The sequence below is a fragment of the Mesorhizobium sp. WSM4806 genome (assembly GCF_055811635.1).
Genome location: NZ_JBVVQZ010000041.1, coordinates 1 through 17,648, shown reverse-complemented (window position 1 = coordinate 17,648; position 17,648 = coordinate 1). Strand labels below are relative to the sequence as shown.

Below are 17,648 nucleotides of genomic sequence, written 5' to 3'. Positions count from 1 at the left end.
CCGGTCCTCCCGGCGAAGGAGAAAACTGTCACCCATGCAATCAGTCCATTCTGTTACCTATCTATCCGGTTCGGACAAGGCGTCTTTCTCCCCGTCTCTATACGGGGAGAAATGCCCGGCAGGGCAATGAGGGGCAGCGCCACCTGAGGCGATTTCCCGGAGGTGGAGTTGTCCTGGGGTGTCGATGTCGGCGCCGCCCCTCATCCGCCTGCCGGCACCTTCTCCCCGTATAGTGACGGGGAGAAGGGGGCTGGCCGCTACATCGGCGCCCCTTTCTGCAGCGCTGCAGATTGGCGAAATCTTTGGCGAAGGCGTCTTTCTCCCCGTCGCTATACTCTCCCTGGGAGAAGGGGAAGCCCTATCCGCCGACCATCTCGGCCAGCCTGCGCACGGTGTTCCAATTGCGCGAGGTGCCGATGCCGAGCCGTTTATGGCTTATCGCCGCCACAAGCCGCGAGCTTGGCGTCTCGCGCGAAAAGAAGATCCAGATGTCGCCGCCGACGGCCTGCATCCGCTCATCCTTGCCGATATAGGCCTCCAGCGCCGCGACGGCCTCAGCGGGAACGGGCTTGCGCATCACGCGCACCGCTACCTGATCCGCGGCGGCAGCCGATTCGGCGGGAAACGGATTGCCGGCCGCAAGCTTCAACCAGTCATCCGCGCGGCGCACGATGATGTCGACATGGCGGCCGAAGGTCTTTTGGAACGCCGTCTCCAATCGGCGCTCCAGCACGGCAATCTCTGTTTCTTTCGTCTCGAAAACCAGATTGCCGGTCGCCACCAGCGTGCGCGGGTTGTTCAGGCCCAGGCCTTCTGTCATGGCCCTGAGATCGGACATGACGACACGCCGCCCCTCGCCCAGGACGATGCTGTAAAGCAGAGCGACGTAGGTTTGCATGCTAGCCCGGATATCTCACGATAGCCTGTCGATTTAGACCAAGCGGCTCTGCTCCACCGCTGCCTCGATGAAGCTGGCAAACAGCGGGTGCGGGTCAAGCGGCCGGCTTTTCAGCTCGGGATGATATTGCACGCCGATGAACCAGGGATGGTCGGGATATTCGACCGTTTCCGGCAGCACGCCGTCCGGCGACATGCCGGCAAAAACCAGCCCGCAATCCTCGAGCCGCTCCTTGTAGTCGACATTGACCTCGTAGCGGTGGCGGTGGCGCTCGGAAATCTGCGTGTCGCCATAGATCTCGGCGATCTTCGAGCCCCTGGCGAGGTCCGCCTGATAGGCACCCAGCCGCATGGTGCCGCCGAGATCGCCGGTTTCCCTGCGCTTCTCCAGCATGTTGCCTTTCAGCCATTCCGTCATCAGGCCGACGACCGGTTCCTCGGTCGGACCGAATTCGGTCGACGAGGCATGATTGACGCCGGCCAGCGAACGCGCTGCCTCGATGCAGGCCATCTGCATGCCGAAGCAGATGCCGAAATACGGCACTTTTCGCTCGCGGGCGAACTTCGCTGCAAGGATCTTGCCTTCCGCGCCGCGCTCGCCAAAACCGCCGGGGACCAGAATGCCGTGGACCTTTTCCAGCCACGGCGCCGGGTCTTCTTTCTCGAATATCTCGCTCTCGATCCAGTCGAGCTTGACCTTGACGCGGTTGGCGAGACCGCCATGCGACAGCGCCTCGATCAGCGATTTGTAGGCGTCCTTGAGGCCGGTATATTTGCCGACGACGGCGATGGTCACCTCGCCCTCCGGGTTGTGGATGCGTTTGGACACCGCTTGCCACGGCTCCATCCGCGGCTTCGGCGCCGGGTCGATGCCGAAAGCGGCGAGCACTTCCGAATCCAGCCCTTCATTGTGATAGGCCATCGGCACGTCGTAGATGTGCGGCACGTCGAGCGCCTGGATGACCGCGCTCTCGCGCACATTGCAGAACAGCGACAGTTTGCGGCGCTCTTCCCTGGGGATGGGGCGGTCGGCGCGGACCAGCAGGATGTCGGGCGCGATGCCGATGCCGCGCAATTCCTTGACCGAATGCTGGGTCGGCTTGGTCTTCAATTCGCCCGCCGTTGGAATATAGGGCATCAGCGTCAGGTGCACGTAGACGGCGTTGTTGCGCGGCAGGTCGTTGCCAAGTTGGCGGATCGCCTCCAGAAACGGCATCGCCTCGATGTCGCCGACGGTGCCGCCGATCTCGCACAGGACGAAGTCATAGTCGTCATTGCCGTTGAGAATGAAATTCTTGATCTCGTCGGTGACATGCGGAATGACCTGCACGGTGGCGCCAAGATAGTCGCCGCGTCGCTCCCGCTCGATGATATTCTTGTAGATGCGGCCCGTGGTGATGTTGTCCTGCTGGTTGGCCGAGCGGCCGGTGAACCGCTCATAATGGCCAAGATCGAGATCGGTCTCGGCGCCGTCATCCGTCACGAAGACTTCGCCATGCTGGTATGGCGACATCGTGCCGGGATCGACATTGAGATAGGGATCAAGCTTCTTGATGCGCGCGCGATAGCCTCGCGCCTGCAAGAGAGCCCCAAGGGCCGCTGCAGCGATGCCTTTTCCGAGTGAGGAAACCACGCCGCCTGTGATGAATACATATCGCGCCATGGGAGTCATCGCTTAACGCGGCCGAATTGATTCCGCCAGAGAAAAAACCGCCGCGAAGGCTTTTTCCCAAGAAGGCGCCCTGGTGATGCTCGAACCAAAACAAAAGGGCCGGCGAGGCCGGCCCTTTTGTTTGACCCGCCAAGGCGTCAGATGATGACGACCTTGGTGCCCACTTTCACCCTGCGATAAAGGTCCATGACGTGCTCGTTGATCATGCGGAAACAGCCGTTGGAGGAGCTCGTCCCGATCGACTGCGGCGCAATGGTGCCGTGAATGCGCAGATGGGTGTCCTTCCTGCCGTCGTAGAGATAGATGGCGCGCGCGCCGAGCGGGTTATCGCCGCCGCCGGGCATGCCGTCCTTGTACCGGCCGTAATTCTTCGGCTCACGCTTCTGCATGTCGAGCGTCGGGATCCAGCGGGGCCATTCCTGCTTGTCGCCGACGGCGACCGTGCCCTTGAACTGCAGGCCGTCACGACCGACCGCAATCGCATAACGGCGGGCGGTCCAGGAGGATTCGACGAGATAGAGACGGCGCGCACTCGTATCGATGACGATGGTGCCGGGGCTGTAGCCGGTGAATTCGACCTCTTGCGGCACGAACTCCGGCTTCACCTTGAACTGCTTCCTGGCTTCCTTGCTGGCGAGCGCGGCATCGAGGGCGCGGGTCTCGGGGAGCAGCGACATCGACGAGGACGTGCCGCCGAACAGGCCGGCGAACAGCCAGACGCGCTGGGGCTTCTGTCCGACCGGCTCGCTGCGCAATTCGCCGTTGTTGCCGGTCAGCGCGACGTTCATGGCCTCGGCGGGAATGGCCTCGGCCGACTGGATTGCTGCGATGGGTTGAATCGGGTCGATGATCTTGACCGGCCTGGCATCGGCCAGCCTGGCCTTGCCAGCGGACTTATCCTTCTTGGCGAGGCCCTTCCTGGCAAGATACGCCTGCCGTTCCGCGTCCGACTTGGCTTTGGCCGCCTCGCGCATCGCCAGCTTCCTTGCCTCGATCGCCTTTACTCGAGCAGCCTGCTTGTCAGCCGCGATCTTGGCTTCGATCTTCCTGATCTGGGCAAGATCTGCCGCGCTTGGGTCTTTTTTCTTCTTGAGGAGCTTGAGTTGCGCCGTGTCGCTTTTGGCGGCGACGTTGACGACGTCAGTTGTGATTGCAGGGGCCGAATTGCCCGCCGGCATGGCCGCGTAAGCGGGCGCACCAAGGCTGAGCACGGCCCAAAGGCCGGCTAAAATGAAGCTGCGAAGCTGCATGGCGAAGATCCGATCGTTCAATGCTTGTTGCCACGGCGTTGCCCGGCGTCCCCCAAGGACCCCGAATGTGCCGCGCGCAATCTATAATCGATTAATCGGAGACGCCTCAAGCGCCCTGGCGTGCCGCGCCCGGTCGAATCCTCGCGATCGTGCGGCATTTGCCGCGACTGTGTTCAAACAACAACAGATCGCGGCGCCAGACGTCTGCTGATTACTGGTTTGGAACCTGCGGCGTTACTGGCTGGGTGGCGCCGTTTGTGGCCGGCGGCGTGGTCGCTCCCGCCGCTGGCGGTGCAGCGGGGGCCGGGGCTGCGGCATCATTGCCGGAAGGCGGCGTTGGCGCCGTATTGCCGGACGGCGGTGTCGGCGTCGTGGTGCCAGGCAACTGGTTGAGCACGCCGCCCCCGCCGTTCGTCACAGGCACGCGATCGAGAATGTCGATCGGCTTCTCGCCGTAACGGGCGACGATCGACAAGGTCAGCGAGGTGGCGAAGAACGCCGCCGCCAGGATCGCCGTCGCCCGCGTCAGCGCGTTGGCGGCACCGCGCGCGGTCATGAAGCCCGATCCGCCGCCGATGCCGAGGCCCCCGCCTTCGGAGCGCTGCAGCAGCACCACGCCGACAAGAGCGAGCACGACCATTAGGTGGACGACGATCAGTACGGTTTCCATAATTTATCCTGGCAAAGCCTTGCGCGGCCGCAGATACGACCGGTGATTTGGAGGCGGCTCAATACAATGCTTTGACGGCAATTCCAAGCCCGTGGCCGGAATATGGGAAGCAATGCGGCCGTTGCAACATTTTCCGCTGCGGCACAGTATCCGAAGTGCCCGACAGCCTTTCGATGCTAAAGCATGTCGCGCAAAAGCATGCCCTTGGGCCTGACCCGAGGGTGTGCAGCGGTTTTGCGATAACGACATGCGTAAAAACAACAACCTAAAGCGCGTCGCATTAGGCCGGCCAAACGCGACGCGCTTTAGGAGATGTTTCGATAGGCTTCGGCAATGCCGAGAAAGTCCGCCGCCTTCAGGCTGGCGCCGCCGACCAGCGCGCCGTCGACATTTTTTACGCCCAGCAGTTCGACCGCGTTCGACGGCTTGACCGAGCCGCCATAGAGGATACGCATCTTTGCCGCTGCGCTGCCAAGCTTTTCCGACAGTTTTTCGCGAATATGCGCATGCGCCTCAGCAACGTCGGCGGCAGTCGGCGTCAGCCCCGTGCCGATCGCCCATACCGGCTCGTAGGCGATGACGGTATTCGATGCCGTTGCATTCGGCGGCACCGAGCCGGCGACCTGGCGCGACAGCACGTCGAGCGTGGCGCCCGCCTCGCGCTCGGCTCTCGTCTCGCCGATGCAGATGATGGCAACCAGCCCGGCGCGCCACGCGGCGGACGCCTTTGCCTGGACAATGGCGTCGTCCTCGTTTTGATCGGCGCGGCGTTCGGAATGGCCGACGATGACGTGACTGGCGCCCGCATCTTTCAGCATCTCGGCCGAAATACAGCCGGTATGGGCGCCGCTCTCCTTGCTGTGGCAATCCTCGCCCCCGGCCCGGACCGGCGTGCGCGACAAGATCTCCGCGGCATGCGCAAGCAGCGTCGCCGGAACGCAGACCAGCGCTTCGGTCTCGGCATCGAGCCCGCTCATGAAGCCGTTGCCGATCATCCTGAGTTCGTTGAGTGAGGCGCTGGTGCCGTTCATTTTCCAGTTGCCGGCGACCAGCGGGCGGATTCCAGGCGTCATGGGATTTGCTTCTCCGGGCAATATTCGGCTGCGTCCTCACTACCAAACTCAGCCCACAAAGCAATCGACAGTGGGCCGGAAGGACGCTATTGCGCTTGTTTCAGACTCGGCGCATGCGAAAATGCGCGAAAAAATCGGAAGTGACCATGCTTGGTATCTTGAGAAGCGCGGCTGGGACCTGGATCGCGAAAGCGCTGCTGATATTGTTGGTGTTGAGCTTCGCCGTCTGGGGCATTTCCGGACAGATGGTCGGTGGTTTTGCAGGCCACGACGCCGTTGTCACGGCCGGCGGCACCAAAGTGTCGATCAACGAGTATCGGCTGGCCTATGACCGGCAGATCAGCGTGATGTCGCAGCAATTCGGCCAGCGCATCAGCCGCGAGCAGGCGACGGCGCTCGGCCTCGACAACCAGGTGCTGGCGCAACTCGTGTCGGGCGCGGTCCTCGATGAGCAGGCCCGCAAGCTCGGGCTTGGGCTGTCCAAGGACCGGCTGGCCCAACTCACGCATGAAGACCCGGCCTTCAAGGGTCCCGGCGGCAACTTCGACAGAAGGACTTTCGAATACATACTGCAACAGGTCGGCATGCGGCCGGAAGACTATCTCAGGAATCGCGCCCAGGTGGCTGTGCGCCAGCAGATCGTCGAGGCGGTTTCGGACGGCGTCAAGGCCCCGAATACGTTCTTGAAGGCGGTCGCGCTTTATCGTGGCGAAGACCGCACCATCGACTATTTGACCTTGCCGAAATCGCTGGTCGAGCCGATCGAAGCGCCATCCGACACTACGCTTTCGGCGTATTTCGAGGAAAACAAGAAGACCTATGCGGCGCCCGAATACCGCAAATTCTCCTATGTCAGGCTCGAGCCGGAAGACATCATGGATGTGAGTGCCGTGACCGACCAGCAGGTCAGCGACGACTACAACAAGAACAAGGGGCGCTACACCACGGCGGAAACGCGCACCATCGAACAACTCGTGTTCAAAACGCCCGATGCCGCGAAGGCCGCGCTCGATTCACTCAAGACCGGCGCGACATTCGACAAACTCGTCGCCGCCGAGGGCAAGACGCAGGCCGACACGCTGCTCGGCACGCTGTCCAAGGACAAGATCGCCGACAAGGCGGTGGCGGATGCGGCGTTTGCGCTCAACGTCAACGAAGTCAGCCCGGTCGTTCAGGGCGCCTTCGGTCCGGTGCTGCTGCGCGTCACCGAGATCAAGCCCGAAGTGGTGAAGCCGCTGGCCGAAGTGGCCGCCGACATCCGCAAGGACCTGGCGCTGGGCGAGGCAAGCCGCATTCTGCTCGACGTGCATGACAGTTACGAAGACAGCCGCGCTTCGGGCAGCACGCTCGAGCAAGCGGCCGAAAAACTGAAGCTGAAGGTCGTCACCGTCGACGCGATCGATCGCACCGGCCTGAGGCCGGACGGCGCCATCGTCAAGGATCTGCCGGACTCGCCGGAGCTGATCAAGGCGGTGTTCGATGCCGAACCCGGCACCGAGAATCCCGACCTCACCACTGCCAACAACGGCTTCGTGTTCTACGAGGTGGATTCGGTCACGCCGGCCCGCGACCGCACGCTGGATGAAGTCCGCCAGAAGGTGGTGGCCGACTGGACGGCGGCGGAAACGACCAAGCGGCTCACCGCAAAAGCGCAGGAGCTCGAAAAGCGTCTCGAGGCCGGCACTACGCTCGACGTGATCGCGAGCGAGCTCAAGCTTGAGAAGCAGACCAAGCGCGGCGTCAAGCGCGGGGCGGACGACGCCGATTTCGGCAAGGAAGGGGCGGCTGCGATGTTCGGCGAAGGCGAAGGCGGGACCGGATTGATCCCCTCGCCCACCGGCGACGGACAGATCCTGTTCAGGATTGCCGAAGTGTTCGAGCCTGCCGGAGCCGACGCCAGCTCGGTGCCGGACGACGAGCAGAAATCGTTCACCGCCGGCATGTCCGACGACCTTCTCGACCAGTTGGTGGCGCAGCTGCAGACGCAATATGACGTTCGCATCGACCAAACCGCCGTTGCCCAAGCCCTGACCAGATGAGCGCGCTCAAGACCCATATCGCCAAGGTCGCCGCTGGCAGCTCCCTTTCCTTCGAGGAAGCGCGCGATGCCTTCGACATCATCATGTCGGGCGACGCTACGCCCGGCCAGATCGGCGGCTTCCTGATGGCGCTGCGCGTGCGCGGCGAGACTGTGAGCGAGATTTCCGGCGCCGTCGCCACCATGCGCGCCAAGATGCTGCGCGTCGACGCGCCGGCTGGCGCCATCGACATCGTCGGCACCGGCGGCGACAATTCGCACAGCGTCAACATCTCGACCGCATCCGCGTTCGTCATCGCCGCCTGCGGCGTGCCGGTGGCCAAGCACGGCAATCGCGGACTGTCCTCGCAGACCGGCGCCGCCGACGTGCTGACCGCGCTTGGCGTCAAGCTCGACATCCCGCCGGAAACGATCGGCCGCTGCATCCACGACGCAGGCGTCGGCTTCATGTTCGCACCGGCGCATCATCCGGCGATGAAGCATGTCGGCCCGATCCGCGCCGAGCTCGGCACCCGCACAATCTTCAACCTGCTTGGCCCGCTCTCCAATCCGGCTGGTGTCGTCAGGCAGATGGTTGGCGTCTTCTTGCCGGAATGGATCATGCCGGTGGCCGAGACGTTGAAGGCACTGGGCGCCGACCACGCCTGGGTCGCCCATGGCGACGGCTATGACGAGATCACCACCACCGGCGAAACCCAGGTCGCCGAACTGGTCGGCGGCGAGATCCGCAGCTTTACGCTGACCCCGGAAGCGGTCGGGCTGAAGCGGCATACCAAGGACGAGTTGCGCGGCGGCGATGCCGCCTACAACGCCCAGGCGCTGCGCGACATGCTGGGCGGCGCTGCCGGCGCCTTTCGCGATACGGTGCTGATGAACGCCGGCGCCGGACTGGTGGTGGCGGGAAAGGCGACGACGCTTGCCGATGGCATGGCGACGGCGGCGCAAGCCATCGACAGCGGCCGGGCGCTAAAGGTGCTTGACCGGCTGGTCGAGATTTCAAACGGATAGCGCCGTGTCTGATATCCTGCGCAAGATCGAAGCCTACAAGCGCGACGAGATCGCGGCGGCGAAGGCACGGGTGCCGTTTGCCGAAATCAAGGCACGGGCGAGGGCTACCGATGCACCGCGCGGCTTTCTCTCGGCCCTTGAAGCCAAACGCAAATCCGGCAGTTTCGCGCTGATCGCCGAGATCAAGAAGGCGAGCCCGTCCAAGGGCCTGATCCGCGCCGATTTCGATCCGCCGGCGCTGGCCCAGGCATATGCCAAAGGTGGGGCTGCCTGCCTGTCGGTGCTGACCGATGCGCCGTCTTTCCAAGGGGCGCCTGAATTCCTCACCGATGCGCGCAGCGCCGTGACATTGCCGGCTTTGCGCAAGGATTTTCTGTTCGAGCCCTATCAGGTGTTCGAGGCCCGTGCGTGGGGCGCGGACGCCATCCTGATCATCATGGCGAGCGTCGATGACGCCGTAGCCAGGGAACTCGAAACGACGGCTTTCGAGCTCGGCATGGACGCGCTGGTCGAGGTGCATGACGAGGCCGAGACGGAACGCGCGCTGAAACTGTCGTCGCGGCTGATCGGCATCAACAACCGCAATCTCCGGACATTCGAAACCAGCATCGAGACATCGGAGCGGCTCGCGGCGATGGTGCCGGCCGACCGGCTGCTGGTCAGCGAGAGCGGTATTTTCTCGCACCAGGACTGCCGCAGGCTGGAACGGAGCGACATTGGCACTTTCCTCGTCGGCGAGAGCCTGATGCGGCAACTGGACGTGGCCACTGCGACGCACCTGCTTTTGACGGGCAAGGCGCCCGCCAATGCATCTGCCCGAAAGTCGGAATCGCTTTTCGGAGAGCATGATGCATAGATACAAAGCGTTAGAGCGTGCTTTGTGCGTCCAAACGGACGGACGTCGCTCCAGGGTGACCTGACGATGTCGGCCGCCCTCACCCATCTTGGCGCGGAAGGCGAAGCCAATATGGTCGATGTCGGCGACAAGGCGGAGACGACGCGCACGGCGATCGCCGAAGGTCTTGTCTCGATGCGGCCCGAAACGCTGAAAATGATTCTGGACGGCGATGCCAGGAAAGGCGACGTGCTGGGCACGGCGCGCATCGCCGGCATCATGGCGGCCAAGAGGACGCATGAGCTGATCCCGCTCTGCCACCCGCTGCTGTTGACCAAGATATCGGTAGATATCGAACCGGACGCGAAGCTGCCCGGTCTGAAGGTCACGGCGCTGGCCCGCGTCACCGGCAAGACCGGCGTCGAGATGGAAGCGCTGACTGCCGTCTCGGTCGCCTGCCTGACCATCTATGATATGGCCAAGGCGGTCGACCGCGGCATGGCGATCTCCAACATCAGGCTGATGGAAAAGACCGGCGGCAAATCCGGCGACTACAAGGCGGACGCCCAGGGGGCAGGCCGATAATGGCGCTGCTTGCGGTCGCCCAGGCGCTCGAGCACCTGCTTGAGGACGCTGCGCCCTTGCAGGCTGAAAGCGTCGCCCTGATGGACGCCGCCGACCGCGTGCTGGCGGAGCCGCTCATCGCGCTCCGCACCCAGCCGCCATTCAACGCGTCGGCCATGGACGGCTATGCCGTGCGGGCCGACGATGTCGCCTCCGTGCCCGCGAGACTTTCGGTGATCGGCATGGCGCCGGCCGGACGCGGCTTTGCCGGGACAGTCGGCCCGGCGCAGGCCGTGCGCATCTTCACCGGCGCGCCGCTTCCCGCTGGCGCCGACACCATCGTCATCCAGGAGAATGTCCGCGACCTCGGCGGCGGCATCGTCGAAGTGACCGCGCCGACGGTTGAAGGCCGCAACATCCGCCGCCTCGGGCTCGATTTCTCGCAGGGCGACGCGCTGCTGGAGAAAGGCCGCCTGCTTGATCCGGCGGCATTGTCGCTGGCGGCATCGGCCAACCACCAACAGGTCAGCGTGGTGAAACGGCCGCTGGTCGCCATCATCGCCACCGGCGACGAATTGCTGCCGCCGGGCAGCGACCTTGGCCCCGACCAGATCATCTCCTCCAATGCCTATGGCGTCGCCGCCGCGGCCCGCTCGGTCGGCGCCTGCGCACTCGATCTCGGCATCGCCCCCGACCGCAAGGAGGCGATCGCCGCGCTGGTGAAAAAAGCCGTCGCCGCAGGCGCGGACGTCATCGTTACGCTGGGCGGCGCCTCGGTCGGCGACCACGACCTCGTCCATGACGTGCTGACCGGTGAAGGCATGGCGCTCGATTTCTGGAAAATCGCCATGCGGCCCGGCAAGCCACTGATGTTCGGGCGGCTGGGCGACATCCGCTGCATCGGCCTGCCCGGCAATCCGGTGGCCAGCCTGGTCTGCACGCAGCTCTTTCTGAAGCCGCTGCTGGCGCGGCTCGGCGGCCGCGCTTTCCGCCAGGACATGCGTCAGGCGCGGCTTGGCGCCGCCATGCCGGCCAACGATCTCAGACAGGACTATGTACGCGCGGTGGTGAAGGAAGAAGCCGGCACGCTTGAGGCAACGCCGTTCAGTATCCAGGATTCCTCGATGCTCAGAATGCTGGCCGACGCCAACGGACTGGTCGTGCGCGAGCCATTCGCTCCCGCGGCCGCAGCGGGCGCCGCCTGCAGCGTGCTGATGCTACGCTGAACAAAGCGTCAACACATTCATTAAACTTTAAATGGTTGCGGAACACAACTGGAACAGATAGTGTTTGTTCTGGGTTTGTTTTTCTGATTCTGTTGGGGGTCGCGATGCTGACACGCAAACAACATGAACTGCTGATGTTCATCCACGAGCGGCTGAAGGAAAGCGGCATTCCGCCCTCGTTCGACGAGATGAAGGAAGCGCTCGACCTCGCCTCCAAATCGGGGATCCACCGGCTGATCACGGCGCTGGAGGAACGCGGTTTCATTCGCCGCCTGCCCAACCGCGCCCGCGCGCTGGAGGTGCTGCGCCTGCCCGATTCGATCGCGCCGGGCCTCAATGCGGCGCGCAAATTCTCGCCGAGCGTCATTCAAGGCAGCCTTGGGCAAGGCGGCCTTGGACAGGGCGGCCTCGGACGGCAGATCAAGCCGGCGCCTTCGCGCATGCGTGCGGCCGGCAATGACGACGACGTCGTTGCCACCGTCTCCATACCGGTGATGGGCCGCATCGCTGCCGGTGTGCCGATCGACGCCATCCAGCACCAGACGCATTCGATCTCGGTGCCACCGGACATGATCACCGGCGGCACGCACTACGCGCTGGAGGTCAAGGGTGATTCGATGATCGAGGCCGGCATCTTCGACGGCGACACGGTCATCATCCGCAACGCCGACACCGCCCAGCCTGGCGAGATCATTGTCGCTCTGGTCGACGAGGAGGAAGCGACGCTGAAGCGATTCCGCCGCAAAGGTGCCTCGATCGCACTGGAAGCCGCCAATCCGGCCTACGAGACGCGCATCTTCGGGCCGGACCGGGTCAAGGTGCAGGGCAAGCTCGTCGGACTGATCCGGCGTTACTGAACGGCAGGCTTCTTGGGTTTCTCGGCCCTGAGGTATGGCGGCAGGCCCCTCGCCTCGCGCGAAAACCGCCGCTGCTCATGCCAGGGCCTGTATGGCTGTCTGACGGCAAAACGGATTTCTGCGCGCGTCGTCGCCGATAGCGGATCGAAGAAGACGGCGGCACTGCCCATGCGAGCGAGCTGCCGTTTGGTGACGACGAGAACCAGCGGGTTGCGGCAGGGTTTGTAATAGGCTGTGGCATCGTCGATGACGATCAAATCCGCAAAGGCACAGGCCGGCCGCGCGGTTTTGCGGTTGTCGGCGAGCGCAATGAGCGCGCCGGACGGATGCCGGGCCAAGCACAGGCCGGCAGTGCAGGTGAAAGGCGCTCCCGGCGGCAGGTCGGCCGGGTCGGCGATGTCGAACCGCACATCTCCTTTTTCGAATGTCTCCGGCTCGACGATCGTTGTTGAAACCAGCGCATGTTTCCAGTTGTCGGTGGTGAATTCGTTCGAACGCATCCGGTTGACGGCAAGTTCGCCGCCGCCGATCGGCAGCGCCACCAGATGCGCATCCTCCGAGATCAGCACGTCGGGGGTGCGCGTCTCGGAAATCGTCAGCAGGCCGGCGAGCGCAAAGGGAAGTGCCGCAAGCCGCAGCCATGTCGTCGCCATCGTGGCGATGACCAGGGCGACCGTCACCAGCAGAACCGATTGCAACGAAATCAGGCCGACTGCATCGACCGGCGAACGCTCCGAGATCCATCCCGAAATTGCAATCATCGCCGTCAGGCCCTTGCCCATCATGTAGAGGAAAGGGCCGTCGAGGCCGAAAGGCATTGCCAAGGCGCTGAGGACGGCCAGGAACATGACGATCGTGACGATCGGCATGACGGCCAGATTGGCGAACAGGCTGAGCGGCGAGACGCGCTGGAAGTGCCAGATGGCGAAGAGCGCGGTGGCGCTGCCGGCAATGATGGACGTCATTGCGATGGTGCCTGCCCCGGCGACGAGCTTGCGCGTGACGAAAGCGACCGGTGACCGTCGCTGTCGCGGCGCCTTGGCCTTGTCGGCACGATAGTCGGACCAACCGGCATAGGCGCCCACGAGAGCCGCAGTCGCGGCGAACGACATCTGGAAGCTTGCGCCGACCACCTCGTGCGGCGACACGACGATAACGGCGATGGCCGAAATCGCCAGGTTGCGCATGGTGAGTGCCGCCCGGTCGAACAGCACGGCGACAAGCATTACCGCCAGCATGATGAAGCTGCGTTCAGCCGCGACCACGATACCGGAAAAGATCAGATAGGCAGCGATGGAGACGAGTGCGGCAGCAGCCGCATATTTCTTGACCGGCCGGCGCGACGAAAAGTCGGGAAACAGCGCAAAGGCGCCGCGCAGCAATCCCATGACGGTGCCGGCGACAAGCGCCATGTGCAGGCCGGAAATGGAGATGATGTGGTAGATGCCGGTGCGCCGCATCGATTCGTTTATCTCTTCGGGGATGCCGGCACGCACGCCGACGATCAGCGCAGCGGCAATCTCCCCCTCGGCACCACCGATGCTGTCCCTGATATGGTCGGCGATGGTTTCGCGCGCCTTCTCGATCGACGAAGAAAGGCGTGCGGTTAACGGTGCATCTTCGGAGACGACGATCTTTGGACTGCCGAGGAAAAAGCCACTGGCACCGATACCGGCGAAATAGCTGTCAAAGGAAAAGTCAAAGCTGTCCGGTCTGACCGGGCCAGTCGGAGGCAGAAGCCTCACATAGCCGGTTGCCACCGAGCCTGCGGTCATCTCAGCGGGAATCTTGCGTGCCGACACCCTGACACGTTCGGGTGCATAACGCAGTGTCGGCCGGGCGGTCGACATCACATCGATGGTCAGCCTGATCCGGCCGTTCGCCATTTGGTCGAGCCTGACGACACGGCCGGTCAGCCGGGTCTGGATTTCCGAACCGAGCATCTTCGTTCCGGCGCGCCAGGTTTCAACCTTGGCGGCGAGCACACCAAGCGCGCACAGCAACGCTGCCATGAAGCACAGGTGCGTTTTGCGGCGTGAGCGCGTGACGGCCGCACACAATGCCGTAAGGACCACGACGGCGATGGGCTGGGCAAAGTCCGGTTCGACGGCAAGCGAAAAATAGACGATCACCCCGCATGCCAGGAAAACCGGCACCAGCAGGAAGGCGACGCCCCGGTCGAGTTCCAGGCCGGCTGCCGCGGCCACGCTGTTGCGGACACCGGATGGTGAAAGATGGCTGAGCTGTCGGCGAAAACGAATGACAGGGCCGGGTGCTGAAGCCGGTATCGGCGCCGGGCGATCCGGCGAAAGAGGTTGGATGCTCAGCGGCGACGCAGGCAGCGAAACGGGTAGCGACTCAGTGTGAGGAACGTCGGCAAACAGCGATCGTTCGCTGACGCTTGCGGTCGCGCCCTCGCTGTCGTCCACGCCGCGGCCTGGTCCAGCCATAGGGTTCGCCCCTTGCGCCCTCGACCTCCTATGCTACATGAACGCGCGACGCGCGAAAGTCCGCGCACCACATCCGTTTTCTGCGCTTGCCCAGGAGTTCCATGTCCGACAAGGTCGTCACCCGTTTTGCCCCTTCGCCCACCGGATTCCTGCATATTGGCGGGGCGCGCACGGCGCTGTTCAATTGGCTGTATGCGAAACACACTGGCGGCAAGATGCTGCTGCGCATCGAGGACACCGATCGCGAGCGTTCGACCGATGCGGCAACCGCTGCCATCCTCGATGGGCTCTCCTGGCTCGGCCTCACCTGGGACGGCGAACCGGTATCCCAGTTCGAGCGCGCGCCGCGCCACCGCGCGGTTGCCGAGGAGCTGGTGCGCCTCGGCAAAGCCTATTACTGCTATGCGACGCCGGCCGAGCTGGAGGCGATGCGCGAGAGTGCGCGGGCCAAGGGCTTGCCTCCCCGCTATGACGGCCGCTGGCGCGACCGCGACCCGTCAGAGGCACCGGTTGGCGCCAGGGGCGCGATCCGCATCAAGGCGCCGGCCGAAGGCGAGACGGTGGTACATGACCGCGTGCAGGGCGGAGTCCGCTTCCCCAACAAGGACCTCGACGATTTCATCATCCTGCGCTCGGACGGCAACCCGACCTATATGCATGCCGTCGTCGTCGACGACCACGACATGGGCATCACCCACATCATCCGCGGCGACGACCATCTGACCAATGCCGCCCGCCAAATGGTGATCTATCGAGCCTTGGGCTGGGAGGTGCCGTCAATGGCGCATATCCCGCTGATCCATGGCGCCGACGGCGCCAAGCTGTCGAAGCGGCACGGCGCCCTCGGCGTTGAAGCCTATCGCGCCATGGGCTATCTGCCCGAGGCACTGCTCAACTACCTGGCGCGGCTCGGCTGGAGCCACGGCGACGACGAGGTCATATCGATCACCGACATGATTGCGTGGTTCGACATCGGCGATGTCAACAAGGGGGCCGCCCGCTTCGACTTCGCCAAGCTCGAGGCGCTGAACGGCGTGCATATGCGGCGCATGAACGAGCCCGAATTGCTCGATATCTTCATCAACACCTTGCCCTATCTCGAAGGCGGCCCGGCGATCGCAGCGCGCCTCGACGACACACGCAAGGCGCAGTTGCTGGCCGCCCTGCCCGGCTTGAAGGAGCGCGCCAAGACGCTGGTCGAGCTGGTCGACGGTGCCGCCTTCCTGTTTGCCGAGCGGCCGCTGCCGATCGACGAGAAGGCGGCGGCGCTGCTCGGCGGCGAGGCGCGCGAGATCCTGCGGGGCGCCCATGCGGCGCTGAAGGCGATTTCAGGGGATTGGACGGCCGCAGCGGCGGAAGCGGCGATCCGCGAATATGCGCTCGCCGGCGGCCATAAGCTTGGCGCAGTGGCCCAACCTTTGCGCGCCGCGCTAACCGGCAAAAGCACCTCGCCCGGCGTGTTCGACGTGCTTGCCGTGCTTGGCCGCGAGGAAAGCCTGGCGCGCGTCGCGGATCAAATCGATTAGCAAAACTGGCCCAAGAAGATTGGCATTGAAAGGTGGGTTTCGCAGTGCAACATTAGGTCTTGGCCCAATTTGGCACGCAATCCAATTGCGGGCGCAAACGCGCGAACTCCGATACTTTCGACGTTTTGCGTTGCAGAAATTTTGCCTTTGCCGACATGAGAAAACAAAAAGGAGTTTGCAATGTCCGAAGCTGCGACAAAAATGGAATTTGGCGGCAAAACCCACGCGTCGACCGCGAAACTTGAATTCGGCGGCAAAACTCACGAACTCAAGGTGCGAAGCGGCTCGGTCGGACCTGACGTCATCGATATCGGCGCGCTTTACAGCACCACCGGGGCCTTCACCTACGATCCCGGCTTCACCTCGACGGCAAGTTGCGAGTCGGAAATCACCTTCATCGATGGCGATGCCGGCATCCTTTTGCATCGCGGTTATCCGATCGACCAGTTGGCCGAGCACGGCGACTTCCTCGAAGTCTGTTATCTCCTGCTCTACGGCGAACTGCCGACCAAGGCGCAGAAGGACGATTTCGACTACCGGGTCACGCGCCACACCATGGTGCACGAGCAGATGTCGCGCTTCTTCACCGGCTTTCGCCGCGACGCCCACCCGATGGCGGTGATGTGCGGCGTGGTCGGTGCGCTGTCAGCTTTCTATCACGATTCCACCGACATCTCGGACCCCTACCAGCGCATGGTCGCATCGATGCGGCTGATCGCCAAGATGCCGACGATCGCGGCGATGGCTTACAAATACCACATCGGCCAGCCCTTCATTTACCCCAAGAACGAGCTGAATTTCGCGGCCAACTTCCTGCATATGTGCTTTGCCGTGCCGTGCGAGGAATACAAGATCAACCCGGTGCTGGCGCGTGCGATGGAGCGCATTTTCATCCTGCACGCCGATCACGAGCAGAACGCCTCGACCTCGACCGTTCGCCTCGCCGGCTCGTCCGGCGCCAATCCGTTCGCCTGCATCGCCGCCGGCATCGCCTGCCTGTGGGGACCGGCCCATGGCGGCGCCAACGAGGCAGCCTTGAACATGCTGGGCGAGATCGGCCAAGTCGACCACATCCCGGAATTTATCGCCCGCGCCAAGGATAAGAACGATCCGTTCCGATTGATGGGCTTTGGCCATCGCGTCTACAAAAACTACGATCCACGCGCCAAGATCATGCAGAAGACCGCACATGAGGTTTTGGGCGAACTCGGCATCAAGGACGATCCGCTGCTCGACATCGCCATGGAACTGGAGAGGATTGCTCTGACCGATTCCTATTTCATCGAGAAGAAGCTTTATCCGAACGTCGATTTCTATTCCGGCATCACGCTGAAGGCGCTGGGCTTCCCCACCACCATGTTCACCGTGCTGTTCGCGGTCGCCCGCACCGTCGGCTGGATCGCGCAGTGGAAGGAGATGATCGAGGATCCGCACCAGAAGATAGGCCGCCCGCGCCAGCTCTATACAGGTGCGCCGGAACGCGACTACGTGCCGATTGCTAAACGGTGAATAGTGAATAGTGAATAGTGAATAGTGAATAGTGAATAGTGAATAGTGAATAGTGAATAGTGAATAGTGAATA

Annotated in this window: 14 protein-coding genes; 8 read left to right on the top strand and 6 right to left on the bottom strand. The window is 63.4% G+C overall.

The genetic code is table 11. The features are described 5' to 3' along the window. Positions 1–358: 358 nt before the first annotated feature. The 5 genes from AC0L2M_RS33985 to tpiA form a co-directional block, all read right to left on the bottom strand. Complete coding sequence (locus AC0L2M_RS33985; RefSeq protein ID WP_128172422.1) at positions 359–898, bottom strand: DUF1697 domain-containing protein; 540 nt, start codon at positions 896–898, stop codon at positions 359–361. A 33-nt stretch (positions 899–931) separates the two neighbouring features. Further along, the gene (locus AC0L2M_RS33980; RefSeq protein ID WP_084833810.1) at positions 932–2,569 is read right to left on the bottom strand and encodes a CTP synthase; all 1,638 of its coding nucleotides are present in this window, start codon (positions 2,567–2,569) and stop codon (positions 932–934) included. Positions 2,570–2,706: 137 nt separating this feature from the next. Continuing rightward, complete coding sequence (locus tag AC0L2M_RS33975; RefSeq protein ID WP_473537179.1) at positions 2,707–3,819, bottom strand: L,D-transpeptidase; 1,113 nt, start codon at positions 3,817–3,819, stop codon at positions 2,707–2,709. Positions 3,820–4,030: 211 nt separating this feature from the next. Beyond that, a complete protein-coding gene (gene secG / locus AC0L2M_RS33970; protein ID WP_023801242.1) occupies positions 4,031–4,489 on the bottom strand; it encodes a preprotein translocase subunit SecG in 459 nt (152 codons plus the stop codon). Positions 4,490–4,794: 305 nt separating this feature from the next. Next, positions 4,795–5,562: a triose-phosphate isomerase gene (gene tpiA, locus AC0L2M_RS33965; protein ID WP_091593810.1), complete on the bottom strand. Its 768-nt coding sequence runs from the start codon at positions 5,560–5,562 to the stop codon at positions 4,795–4,797. 146 nt (positions 5,563–5,708) lie between these two features. Between tpiA and AC0L2M_RS33960 the strand changes: the two genes are divergently transcribed. From AC0L2M_RS33960 to lexA, 6 genes are all read left to right on the top strand, one after another. Further along, the gene (locus AC0L2M_RS33960) at positions 5,709–7,601 is read left to right on the top strand and encodes a SurA N-terminal domain-containing protein (RefSeq protein WP_473537177.1); all 1,893 of its coding nucleotides are present in this window, start codon (positions 5,709–5,711) and stop codon (positions 7,599–7,601) included. Further along, positions 7,598–8,608 (top strand): anthranilate phosphoribosyltransferase, encoded by a 1,011-nt coding sequence (trpD, locus tag AC0L2M_RS33955; RefSeq protein ID WP_023801239.1) that lies wholly within the window; start codon positions 7,598–7,600, stop codon positions 8,606–8,608. Before AC0L2M_RS33960 ends, trpD begins: the two co-directional genes overlap by 4 nt. Before the next feature lie 4 nt (positions 8,609–8,612). Continuing rightward, a complete protein-coding gene (gene trpC / locus AC0L2M_RS33950; RefSeq protein WP_287342388.1) occupies positions 8,613–9,464 on the top strand; it encodes an indole-3-glycerol phosphate synthase TrpC in 852 nt (283 codons plus the stop codon). A gap of 66 nt (positions 9,465–9,530) precedes the next feature. Further along, a complete protein-coding gene (moaC, locus tag AC0L2M_RS33945; RefSeq protein ID WP_023801237.1) occupies positions 9,531–10,028 on the top strand; it encodes a cyclic pyranopterin monophosphate synthase MoaC in 498 nt (165 codons plus the stop codon). Continuing rightward, positions 10,028–11,233, top strand: coding sequence for a molybdopterin molybdotransferase MoeA (locus AC0L2M_RS33940; RefSeq protein WP_473537175.1), 1,206 nt, complete (start codon positions 10,028–10,030; stop codon positions 11,231–11,233). Before moaC ends, AC0L2M_RS33940 begins: the two co-directional genes overlap by 1 nt. A 104-nt stretch (positions 11,234–11,337) precedes the next feature. Continuing rightward, on the top strand, positions 11,338–12,090 hold the full coding sequence (lexA, locus tag AC0L2M_RS33935) for a transcriptional repressor LexA (RefSeq protein ID WP_027151887.1): 753 nt from the start codon (positions 11,338–11,340) through the stop codon (positions 12,088–12,090). Here lexA and AC0L2M_RS33930 read toward each other — a convergent pair. Further along, positions 12,084–14,540 carry a ComEC/Rec2 family competence protein gene (locus tag AC0L2M_RS33930; RefSeq protein WP_473537174.1) on the bottom strand — a complete coding sequence of 819 codons (2,457 nt, stop codon included), beginning with the start codon at positions 14,538–14,540 and terminating at the stop codon, positions 12,084–12,086. The genes lexA and AC0L2M_RS33930 overlap by 7 nt on opposite strands. A gap of 101 nt (positions 14,541–14,641) precedes the next feature. On the opposite strand from AC0L2M_RS33930, the gene gltX reads away from it, so the two are divergent. Both gltX and gltA read left to right on the top strand, forming a co-directional pair. Further along, on the top strand, positions 14,642–16,066 hold the full coding sequence (gene gltX, locus AC0L2M_RS33925) for a glutamate--tRNA ligase (protein WP_128168159.1): 1,425 nt from the start codon (positions 14,642–14,644) through the stop codon (positions 16,064–16,066). Between the two features lie 180 nt (positions 16,067–16,246). Then, positions 16,247–17,575: a citrate synthase gene (gltA, locus tag AC0L2M_RS33920; protein WP_031255684.1), complete on the top strand. Its 1,329-nt coding sequence runs from the start codon at positions 16,247–16,249 to the stop codon at positions 17,573–17,575. The last annotated feature ends 73 nt before the right edge of the window (positions 17,576–17,648 follow it).

What these genes read in the sequence shown, in the direction of transcription:
- AC0L2M_RS33980 (WP_084833810.1), bottom strand. Translation starts at nt 2,569, where the DNA reads ATGACTCCCATGGCGCGATATGTATTCATCACAGGCGGCGTGGTTTCC.
- AC0L2M_RS33985 (WP_128172422.1), bottom strand. Translation starts at nt 898, where the DNA reads ATGCAAACCTACGTCGCTCTGCTTTACAGCATCGTCCTGGGCGAGGGG.
- moaC (WP_023801237.1), top strand. Translation starts at nt 9,531, where the DNA reads ATGTCGGCCGCCCTCACCCATCTTGGCGCGGAAGGCGAAGCCAATATG.
- AC0L2M_RS33960 (WP_473537177.1), top strand. Translation starts at nt 5,709, where the DNA reads ATGCTTGGTATCTTGAGAAGCGCGGCTGGGACCTGGATCGCGAAAGCG.
- gltX (WP_128168159.1), top strand. Translation starts at nt 14,642, where the DNA reads ATGTCCGACAAGGTCGTCACCCGTTTTGCCCCTTCGCCCACCGGATTC.
- lexA (WP_027151887.1), top strand. Translation starts at nt 11,338, where the DNA reads ATGCTGACACGCAAACAACATGAACTGCTGATGTTCATCCACGAGCGG.
- AC0L2M_RS33940 (WP_473537175.1), top strand. Translation starts at nt 10,028, where the DNA reads ATGGCGCTGCTTGCGGTCGCCCAGGCGCTCGAGCACCTGCTTGAGGAC.
- AC0L2M_RS33975 (WP_473537179.1), bottom strand. Translation starts at nt 3,819, where the DNA reads ATGCAGCTTCGCAGCTTCATTTTAGCCGGCCTTTGGGCCGTGCTCAGC.
- secG (WP_023801242.1), bottom strand. Translation starts at nt 4,489, where the DNA reads ATGGAAACCGTACTGATCGTCGTCCACCTAATGGTCGTGCTCGCTCTT.
- gltA (WP_031255684.1), top strand. Translation starts at nt 16,247, where the DNA reads ATGTCCGAAGCTGCGACAAAAATGGAATTTGGCGGCAAAACCCACGCG.
- trpD (WP_023801239.1), top strand. Translation starts at nt 7,598, where the DNA reads ATGAGCGCGCTCAAGACCCATATCGCCAAGGTCGCCGCTGGCAGCTCC.
- AC0L2M_RS33930 (WP_473537174.1), bottom strand. Translation starts at nt 14,540, where the DNA reads ATGGCTGGACCAGGCCGCGGCGTGGACGACAGCGAGGGCGCGACCGCA.
- tpiA (WP_091593810.1), bottom strand. Translation starts at nt 5,562, where the DNA reads ATGACGCCTGGAATCCGCCCGCTGGTCGCCGGCAACTGGAAAATGAAC.